The organism is Ferrovibrio sp. (assembly GCF_964218355.1).
Classification (GTDB): domain Bacteria; phylum Pseudomonadota; class Alphaproteobacteria; order Ferrovibrionales; family Ferrovibrionaceae; genus Ferrovibrio.
In genome coordinates, this window is sequence record NZ_CAXPMC010000026.1 from 217,870 (window position 1) to 226,837 (window position 8,968).

An 8,968-nucleotide genomic window follows, 5' to 3' on the forward strand; every position below is an offset into this window, starting at 1 on the left:
GGAGTCACAGACAGAGGAGAGACAGATGCTGCGTAAAACCACATTCGGCCTGCTGACGGCAGCGGGCCTTCTTGCGGCCATGCCGGCGGCGGCCCAGACCCTGCATTTCGGCCTGGCGGAAGATCCCGACGCCCTTGACCCGACGCTGGCCCGTACATTCGTTGGCCGCATCGTGTTTTCGGCAATGTGCGATAAGCTGGTCGATATATCGCCTGATCTGAAGATCGTTCCTCAACTGGCAACCGAATGGGGCTGGTCAGCCGACAACAAGAGCCTGACCTTCAAGCTGCGCCCAGGCGTGACCTTCCACGACGGCGAGAAGTTCGATGCCGAAGCAGTGAAGTACAATCTCGAACGACACAAGACCATGCAGGGATCGCAGCGCCGTGGCGAGCTGTCGGCGGTTACCAGTGTCGATGTCGTCGATCCGCTGACGGTTCGAATCAACACTGCGGCACCCTTCGCTCCGCTGCTGGCGACCCTGACCGATCGCGCTGGCATGATGATTTCGCCCAAGGCCGGCGCCGCACTGGGGGACAAGTTTGCCACTGCGCCGGTCTGTTCCGGTGCCTTCAGGTTTGTCGAGCGTATTGCCCAGGACCGGATCGTGCTGGAGAAGTATGACGGCTACTGGAACAAGGATAACATCCACTTCCAGAAAATCGAATTCCGCCCCTTCACCGACGCCACTGTCCGCCTGGCAAACCTCCGGTCCGGTCAGCTCGACATGCTGGAGCGCCTCGCTGCCACTGACGCGCCGGGTGTGCAGAAGGATAAGAAGCTGAAATTCGGTTCGATTACGGAAATCGGCTATTACGGTATCACCATCAATATCGGCAAGAGCGACAAGGCGAAGACATCTGCGCTCGGATCGAACCAGAAGATCCGTGAAGCCTTTGAACTGTCGCTGGACCGTAACGGCATCAACAAGGTGGTGTTTGATGGTCTGGCGACGCCGGGCAACCAGTGGGTCGCGCCGAACAGCCCGTATTATGCGAAATCGCTGCCGGTGCCGAAAAGGGATGTTGCCAGGGCGAAGGCATTGCTGAAGGAAGCCGGCAACCCGAACCCGGTGGTCAACCTGGTAACACCGACCACCACGGATGCCCGCAACATCGCTCAGGTCGTTCAGGCGATGGCCAAGGAGGCCGGTTTCGATGTGCGTATCCAGGCCACCGAATTTGCCACCTCGCTGAAGATGGCCGATCAGGGAGATTTCGAGGCCTATATCCTGGCCTGGAGCGGGCGGCCGGATCCGGACGGCAACCTGTACAGCTTCCACGCATGCAAGCAGCCGCTGAACTATGCCGGTCTGTGCAATCCGGCGCTGGACGAAGTGCTGAACGATTCCCGCCTCACCACCGACATGGCCCAGCGCCAGGCAGCATGGGAAAAGGCGGCCAGAATCGTGCTGGCTGAACGCCCGATCATCTATCTGCTGCACCGCAAATGGATGTGGGCCTATAATGCCAAGCTGGCCGGGTTCAGGGAATATCCGGATGGCTTGATCCGCTTTACCGGCATGAAGATGTGAACAGGCGGCTGGCCGCGGTCAGGGCCGCGGCCAGCCCCCATTCTCCGTCATGACGCGCTTCCTGATCCGCCGCCTGGCCATCATCCTGCCGACTCTGATCTTCGTTTCGATGATCATTTTCGGACTGCAGCAGCTTTTGCCTGGCGATCCGGCCCTGGCCATGGCCGGCGAGGAGCGTGACCCGGTTGCGATCCAGCAGATTCGCGAGAAATACAATCTCGACAAACCGCTGCCACAGCAATACTGGCTGTGGATTACCGGTGTCATACAAGGTGATTTTGGCGAGTCGATCCGCATTCAGATGCCGGTCGGTCAGCTGCTGGTGGAAAAGCTGCCGGTGACCATTGAGCTGGCGGTGCTGTCGATGTTGATCGCCCTGCTAATCGGCCTGCCTGCGGGAATGCTGTCGGCCCTCTATAACGGACGCTGGGTCGATTATGCCGCCAATATTATTGGCCTGTGGGGGTTGTCGACGCCGAATTTCTGGCTTGGCATCATGATGATTCTGCTGTTCTCCGTTGAGCTCGGCTGGCTTCCGGCTTCGGGCTATGTCAGCCCGGGCGAGAATCTGCTGCAGAATCTCGAAGCCATGATCATGCCGGCCTTCGTGCTCGGCACGGGGATTGCCGCCGTGATGATGCGGCATACCCGCAGCGCCATGCTGCAGGTCCTGTCCAGCGACTACATCCGCACGGCGCGGGCAAAGGGTCTGTACGAACGTGTGGTGATCGGGAAACACGCCCTGCGCAATGCGGCCGTACCGGTGATCACTTTGGGGGCGCTGGAATTTGGCCAGCTGCTGTCGGGTGCGGTTCTGACCGAGCAGATTTTTGCGATTCCGGGTTTCGGCAAGCTGATTGTCGACGCTGTTTTCAACCGCGACTATGCGGTGGTGCAGGGCGTGGTGCTATGTACGGCGACCGCCTATATCGTTCTGAACCTTTTGGCAGATATAGCCTATTACCTGGTAAACCCGAGGCTGCGCGCATGACTGCGGAAACCGCCGGTATCTCCGCTTCCGCGATGCGATCGACGGAGGAAAGTCCGGCGCGGCGGGCCTTTCGCCGTCTGCTGAAGCGAAAGGGCGCCGTGATCGGGTTGCTCGTGGTGACGCTGTTCATCCTGGTGGCGGCTCTGGCCGGGCTGGTGGCACCATATGACCCGACCGAAGCCGACTGGTCTGCTTTGCGCGCGGCGCCCACGCCGGCACATCCTTTCGGCGGCGATGAACTGGGGCGGGATGTGCTGTCACGGGTGATTTTCGGCGCCCGCGCCTCGCTGCTGGCTGGTGTCATATCGGTGGGGCTGGCGCTGCTGCTCGGGATTCCGGTCGGGCTGCTGTCCGGGTATGCGGGTGGCCTGCTCGACGGCCTGATCATGCGGCTGACTGATGCCATGCTTGCCGTGCCTTTCCTGATTCTGGCGATTGCCCTGGCAGCCTTTCTTGGACCGAGTCTCGGCAATGCGATGATCGCTATCGGCCTGTCGGCAACACCGGTCTTCGTGCGACTGACCCGGGCGCAGGTGCAGGCAGTGAAGGTGGAGGATTATATCGAGGCAGCCCGGGCCATCGGCAATCCGCCCTTGCGGATTGCATTGCGGCACATCCTGCCGAATATCTGGCCCGCCCTGCTGGTGCAGGCAACCCTGACCATCGCCTCGGCAATCATTGCCGAGGCCAGCCTGTCCTTCCTTGGTCTAGGCCAGCAGCCGCCGGCGCCGAGCTGGGGGAGCATGCTGAATGCGGCCAAGGACTTCCTGACCCAGGCGCCGTGGATGGCAATTTACCCCGGCCTATCGATCTTCGTTGTGGTCCTGTCGTTCAATCTGCTCGGCGACGGCCTCCGCGACGCACTGGACCCGCGGCATCGCGATTAAGCTCCTGACCTGGCGATTTCATGAAAGGGCAATGAATCTCCTTGACGTCGCCTTAAATGTCATATGAGTATAACAATATGAAAAAGATGCAGCGGAGCGGCCGACATGGCTAAATCCAGCACGGCAGCGACAATCGACGAGCGGCTGCCGACGCCGCTCTATCACCAGATATTCCTGATCCTGCGTGGCCAGATCCTTGAAGGCCGACTGGCGCAGGGCGCCCTGGTACCGGGAGAGGAAGAGCTGGCGCGCCAGTTCAATGTGTCCCGCATCACTGCGCGACGGGCACTGGGTGAGCTGGCAGCCGAGGGCCTGGTGACCCGCAGTCGTGGACGCGGCACCCATGTGGCGCCACGGAACGATCCGCCGCCGATCCGCGCGGGCGTCGAGGGGTTGCTGGAAAACCTTCTGGCCATGGGCCTGAAGACCCGGGTCAGTCTGATAGAGTTCGGCTATGAGGCAGCCGCCCCTGATGTTGCCGCGGCTTTGCAGGTGGCGCCGGGTGAGGAGGTGCAGCGCGCGGTACGTGTCCGCTCGCTGGAAGCGGGGCCATTCTCCTACCTGACCACCTATGTGCCGGCAGATATCGGTCGAAAGTTCAGCCGCAAGGAACTTGCACAGGCGCCGCTGCTGGCCCTGCTGGAGCGCTCCGGTGTGGTGATCGGCGGCGCTGACCAGACCATTGCGGCCACCCTTGCAGATACGCGTGTGGCGCCGCTGCTGGAAACCGCCGTTGGTGCACCGCTGATCCGCATCAGCCGTGCCGTACACGATCAGGCCGGGCGGCCGGTCGAGTACATCGTCGGTCTGTACCGGCCAGACCGCTACCAGTTCCGCATGAGCCTCGACCGGGTCCGGGGAGCAGACAGCAATACCTGGTCGGCCAGCATCGCGCAGCCGGCAGCAGGGGATAAGACCTCAGCGCAATCCACCAACGGGGAGAAAAAAAGATGAGCGAGCACAAGTCCAGAATCCGCGTATCCCGCCGGCATTTCCTTGCCGGCACCGCCGTGGCTGCGGCGGCCGGTGTTACAGGCTTTCCTGCCATCGTGAAGGCCCAGGGCAAGACCCTGAAAGTCGGCGTATTGCATCCGGTTACCGGTCCGCTGGCCCCGTCGGGCCAGCAATGCCGTCTCGGTGCCAAGCTTGCGATTGATACGATCAATGCCAACGGCGGCATTGCCTCGCTGGGTGGCGCCAAGATCGAGCCGATCTATGCCGATGCGCAGTCCAAGCCCGATGTCGGTGTGGCCGAGGTCGAGAAGCTGAATGAGGCCGGTGTTTCGGCCATTGTCGGTCCCTTTGCCTCAGGTATTGCGCTGGCCACGACCCAGGCGGCGGCCAAGCACAACATTCCCCATATTGTCGATGTCGGCGTGGTGGATCAGGTGGTCACCCGTGGCCTTAAGAACACCTTCCGCTTCGGTCCGGGCCTCAGCAAGATCGTGGACACGGCAATCGAGAATCTGGTCTCACTGAACAACCAGGCAGGCAAGCCGGCGAAGACGGTCATGATCGTCCACGAGGAATCGGCCTTTGGCTCCGGTATGGCCAAGACCCTGAACGAGCGGCTGCCGGCGCAGGGCTTCGAGATTCTCGAGACCATTCCACATGCCAATCCGACCCGCGACTTCAACAACATCGTGCTGAAGATCAAGGCGCGTAACCCGGACATCCTGATCCCGTCCAACTATTACAATGAGTTCGTGCTGCTGGCCCGCACCCTGCGTCAGCAGAAGGTGCGGCCGAAGGCGATCTACTCGATCCTCGGTGGTGCCGCGTCGCAGTACCGGTTTGTCAAGGAATTCCCCGAGGCGGCCGAGTACATCATGGATTGCAACCACTGGTTCGATCCGCGTAATCCGGTGGCGCTGGAACTGAAGAAGAAGGTCGAAGCCGAAAAGGCTTTCTTCTCTTACGAGGTGTTCCTCGATTACGAGTGCATCCGTCTGCTGGCCGACGCCGTGGAACGTGCCGCATCGACCGACCGGGCAGCGATCACTCACGCCCTCGAGGTGTCGGGCTGGTCCAACACCTTCATGCCCTACGGGCCGACCAAGTTCGTCAATGGCCAGAATGTCGGTGCAGCACCGGTCAACACCCAGATTCAGGGCGGGGACATCAAAGTGATCTTCCCGAAGGACTTCGCCAATGCCAAGCCGGTCTTCCCGGCGCCGAAGGCCTGAGCCATGTTGCCGGGCGGGACCGGCTGGTCCCGCCCGGATTTTCCTCTTTCCGAGCAGCCGCGTGATGCTTGAGTTGTCGATCCTCCTGCCAGCGATCCTGAACGGCCTGACCATCGGGGCGATCTACGCCCTTGTGGCGCTGGGCCTCACCCTGATCTATGGCGTCCTGCACATCATCAACTTTGCCCATGGCAGCCTTCTGATGTTGGCGCTGTATGGCGTATTCTTTCTGCACAGCCTGTTCGGTCTCGACCCTTACCTGGCCCTGCCGGTGGTGGTACCGGCCCTGTTCGGTATCGGCTACGGGCTGCAGCGCTTCGTGATCGGCAAGGCCAGCCACGGCAAGGACGAGAACATCCTGCTGGTGACGCTGGGCCTGTCGGTGATCATCGAGAATCTGGCGCTGTATCTTTGGCGTTCTGACACGCGCACCATCGAGACGCCTTACTCCTTTGACATCATAGACTTCGGCGTCGCATTTATCCCGGTACCGAAAGTGGTGGCCTTCATTGGCGCTCTGGTCGTGGCGGTCCTGCTGTGGTCTCTGATGGCCAGAACCGATCTTGGTCGTGCTATCCGTGCGCTAGCCAAAGAGCGGCATGGGGCACGTCTGGTCGGCATCAATGTCGAACATATCTTTGCTATGTCGTTTGGCATTGGCTGCGCTTGCCTCGGTGTTGCTGCCTGCCTGCTGCTGCCGAGCTTCTATGTCAGCCCCCAGGTCGGCCATGCCTTCGTGCTGGTCGCTTTCACCGTTGTGGTTCTGGGTGGCATGGGCAGTTTTGTCGGCGCGCTGATTGGTGGCCTGATCATCGGCGTGACAGAAAGCCTAGGCGGTTTATTTTTCGGTGAGAGCCTCGGCCAACTCGGTATTTTCCTGATCTTCATCATCGTTCTGTTGTTCCGGCCAACCGGACTGCTCGGCCAGAGGGTGTGACATGCGCAGTCTTGCCGGCATCGCCGGGTTCGCCATCCTCGCCGCCGTTGTGCCGGTTCTGGTCAGCTCTGATTTCTGGCTGACGTGGCTCACCCTGGTCCTGTTCTATGCTTTCCTTGGTCAGGCCTGGAACCTGCTCGGCGGTTACGGTGGGCAGTTCTCCTTCGGTCATGCGCTGTTTTTCGGCAGCGGTGCATACTGCACGGCGATGCTGCAGATCCATCTTGGTATGAATGCGTGGATTGGCCTGGCATTGGCGGCAGCGGCGGGCGGCATCGTCGGGGCCGGCACCGGCTACCTCGTATTTCGCTATGGATTGCGTGGCTCGTATTTTGCGTTGGTATCGCTCGCTTTCGCTGAAGTATTCCGTATTCTTGCCAACAGTTCTGACCTCACTGGCGCGGGTTCCGGCCTGCTGGTGCCGCTGAGGCCAGGCTTCGATCATCTGCAGTTCCAGGATCGTGCCGGCTTTTTCTGGCTGCTGCTGGGGTTGGTGGTTGTCGCGCTTCTGGTGACCTGGTGGCTGGAGAATTCCCGCTTCGGTGCCCGGCTGATGGCAGTGCGCGAGAACGAGGATGCTGCCCGGGCATTGGGCGTTGCGCCGTTCCGCGTCAAACTTGCAGCGATTGTTTTCTCCGGTGCGTTTGCGGGTGTCGCTGGCGCGATCTATGTGCAGCTGTTCCTGTATATTGACCCCAACATTGCTTATGGCCCCGGCATCTCCGTGGAGGCTCTGCTGGTGCCAATCATCGGCGGTCTGGGTACTGTGTTCGGGCCGCTCCTGGGCGCGTTTGCACTTCACGCTATTGCCGAGATCGGTCGGCTGGTGTTTGGCGAAGCGCCGGGCCTCAATCTTGTGTTGTATGGCGTCCTGCTGGTGGTGATGGTGCTGTTCCTGCCGAACGGCCTGTTTGGCCTTGGTCGCGTCGGTCTGCGCCGGCTTCTGAAAGGGGGCGCGGGTGCTTGACGTCGAGAATCTCTCCAAGCGGTTCGGCGGCCTGATCACCACCAATGCCGTATCCCTTCATCTTGTATCTGGCAGTATCAGCGCGTTGATCGGCCCCAATGGTGCCGGCAAGACCACTCTGTTTGCGCAGATATCCGGCTTCTATCGTCCCGATGAGGGAGAAATACGTTTCAAGAACCAGCGAATCACCGGGATGGCACCGGAAGATATTTGCTTGCTTGGCATTGCCCGGACCTTTCAGATCGTGCAGCCCTTTGCCGGGCTGACGGTGCGCGAGAATATCGCTGTGGGTGCCCATCTGCGCCACGCCGGTCGCAGGGCGGCGCTGGATCGTGCAGATGCCGTCGCGCGTCGCGTCGGGCTGGTGGGCTTTCTGGACCGACCGGCGGCTTCGCTGACCGTTGCCGGTCGCAAGCGACTGGAACTGGCCAAGGCACTGGCGACCGAGCCCGCGCTGTTACTGCTTGATGAGGTGATGGCCGGCCTAAATCCTACCGAGATCGACGAGATCATTCCGGTGATCCGTGATATCCGCGACAGCGGTGTCACCATTCTGCTGATCGAGCATGTGATGCGGGCAGTCATGAACCTGTCCGAGCATGCTTGGGTGCTGAACAACGGCGCACTGATTGCGGAAGGCAGTCCTGCTGAGATTGCCGCAAACAGTCAGGTAATCGAGGCCTATCTGGGGCGTGGTGCAGCCGGTGTGCCGTCAGCGGAGGCAGTCCATGGCTGACGACATGCTGCTTGAGGTGACGGAGTTGCGCGCCGGTTATGACGGTGTCGAGGTGCTGCGCGGCATCGACCTGACTGTCGGACATGGCGAGATTGTCGCTCTGCTGGGTGCCAATGGCGCTGGCAAGTCAACCCTGAATAACAATCTGTCCGGCGTCTACCGGCCATTTGGCGGCGCGATCCGGTTCCTGGGCCGGGATATCACCGGCTGTAGCCCGGATCGGATCGTTGCTGCCGGCCTAGTCCATGTGCCGGAGGGCCGCCGGATATTCCCCAACCTCAGCGTGCTGGAGAATCTGGAACTCGGCAGTTACCGCCGCGGCTGCGCCCGACGCGCCGCCAATATTGAACGGGTGTTTGGCATCTTTCCACGTCTGGCGGAGCGGACGACGCAGCTGGCCGGAACCCTGTCCGGCGGAGAGCAGCAGATGCTGGCCATTGGCCGCGGCCTGATGGGTGAACCGGAACTGCTGATCCTCGACGAACCGTCGCTCGGCCTGTCGCCACTGCTGGTCGAGGAGATGTTCGGTCTGATCCGGCGGCTGAATGGCGAGGGGCTGGCGATCCTGCTGGTCGAGCAGAATGTCATGCAGTCCCTGTCGATTGCCCATCGTGCCTTCGTGCTGGAACATGGCGAGATTGCGCTGGCCGGTGCAGCGGCCGATCTGCTGAACGATCCGGGGCTGAAAGCCTCGTATCTGGGGATGTGATCATGGCTCAGCCTGCGATAC

9 protein-coding genes are annotated in these 8,968 nt (G+C 61.3%); all 9 read left to right on the forward strand.

Annotation, left to right across the window (positions count from 1 at the left end; genetic code table 11):
- Positions 1-25 precede the first annotated feature (25 nt).
- The gene (locus ACEQZY_RS19050) at positions 26-1,534 is read left to right on the forward strand and encodes an ABC transporter substrate-binding protein (protein ID WP_370156511.1); all 1,509 of its coding nucleotides are present in this window, start codon (positions 26-28) and stop codon (positions 1,532-1,534) included.
- A gap of 49 nt (positions 1,535-1,583) precedes the next feature.
- Positions 1,584-2,525 carry an ABC transporter permease gene (locus ACEQZY_RS19055; RefSeq protein WP_341701879.1) on the forward strand — a complete coding sequence of 314 codons (942 nt, stop codon included), beginning with the start codon at positions 1,584-1,586 and terminating at the stop codon, positions 2,523-2,525.
- Positions 2,526-2,557: 32 nt separating this feature from the next.
- Positions 2,558-3,412, forward strand: a complete 855-nt coding sequence (locus ACEQZY_RS19060) for an ABC transporter permease (protein WP_370156579.1) — start codon at positions 2,558-2,560, stop codon at positions 3,410-3,412.
- A 105-nt stretch (positions 3,413-3,517) separates the two neighbouring features.
- Positions 3,518-4,366, forward strand: coding sequence for a GntR family transcriptional regulator (locus ACEQZY_RS19065; protein WP_341701880.1), 849 nt, complete (start codon positions 3,518-3,520; stop codon positions 4,364-4,366).
- Positions 4,363-5,598, forward strand: a complete 1,236-nt coding sequence (locus ACEQZY_RS19070) for an ABC transporter substrate-binding protein (RefSeq protein ID WP_370156513.1) — start codon at positions 4,363-4,365, stop codon at positions 5,596-5,598. Before ACEQZY_RS19065 ends, ACEQZY_RS19070 begins: the two co-directional genes overlap by 4 nt.
- 64 nt (positions 5,599-5,662) lie before the next feature.
- A complete protein-coding gene (locus ACEQZY_RS19075) occupies positions 5,663-6,535 on the forward strand; it encodes a branched-chain amino acid ABC transporter permease (protein ID WP_341701882.1) in 873 nt (290 codons plus the stop codon).
- Between the two features lies 1 nt (position 6,536).
- Positions 6,537-7,502: a branched-chain amino acid ABC transporter permease gene (locus ACEQZY_RS19080; protein ID WP_370156514.1), complete on the forward strand. Its 966-nt coding sequence runs from the start codon at positions 6,537-6,539 to the stop codon at positions 7,500-7,502.
- Positions 7,495-8,238: an ABC transporter ATP-binding protein gene (locus tag ACEQZY_RS19085; RefSeq protein ID WP_370156515.1), complete on the forward strand. Its 744-nt coding sequence runs from the start codon at positions 7,495-7,497 to the stop codon at positions 8,236-8,238. Before ACEQZY_RS19080 ends, ACEQZY_RS19085 begins: the two co-directional genes overlap by 8 nt.
- Complete coding sequence (locus tag ACEQZY_RS19090) at positions 8,231-8,947, forward strand: ABC transporter ATP-binding protein (protein ID WP_370156516.1); 717 nt, start codon at positions 8,231-8,233, stop codon at positions 8,945-8,947. The genes ACEQZY_RS19085 and ACEQZY_RS19090 overlap by 8 nt, the downstream gene beginning before the upstream one ends.
- The last annotated feature ends 21 nt before the right edge of the window (positions 8,948-8,968 follow it).

Bases quoted from the DNA above. Each gene is read 5' to 3' on its own strand.
- ACEQZY_RS19055 (WP_341701879.1), top strand. From the start codon at position 1,584: ATGACGCGCTTCCTGATCCGCCGCCTGGCCATCATCCTGCCGACTCTG.
- ACEQZY_RS19090 (WP_370156516.1), top strand. From the start codon at position 8,231: ATGGCTGACGACATGCTGCTTGAGGTGACGGAGTTGCGCGCCGGTTAT.
- ACEQZY_RS19050 (WP_370156511.1), top strand. From the start codon at position 26: ATGCTGCGTAAAACCACATTCGGCCTGCTGACGGCAGCGGGCCTTCTT.
- ACEQZY_RS19075 (WP_341701882.1), top strand. From the start codon at position 5,663: ATGCTTGAGTTGTCGATCCTCCTGCCAGCGATCCTGAACGGCCTGACC.
- ACEQZY_RS19070 (WP_370156513.1), top strand. From the start codon at position 4,363: ATGAGCGAGCACAAGTCCAGAATCCGCGTATCCCGCCGGCATTTCCTT.
- ACEQZY_RS19060 (WP_370156579.1), top strand. From the start codon at position 2,558: ATGCGATCGACGGAGGAAAGTCCGGCGCGGCGGGCCTTTCGCCGTCTG.
- ACEQZY_RS19065 (WP_341701880.1), top strand. From the start codon at position 3,518: ATGGCTAAATCCAGCACGGCAGCGACAATCGACGAGCGGCTGCCGACG.
- ACEQZY_RS19080 (WP_370156514.1), top strand. From the start codon at position 6,537: ATGCGCAGTCTTGCCGGCATCGCCGGGTTCGCCATCCTCGCCGCCGTT.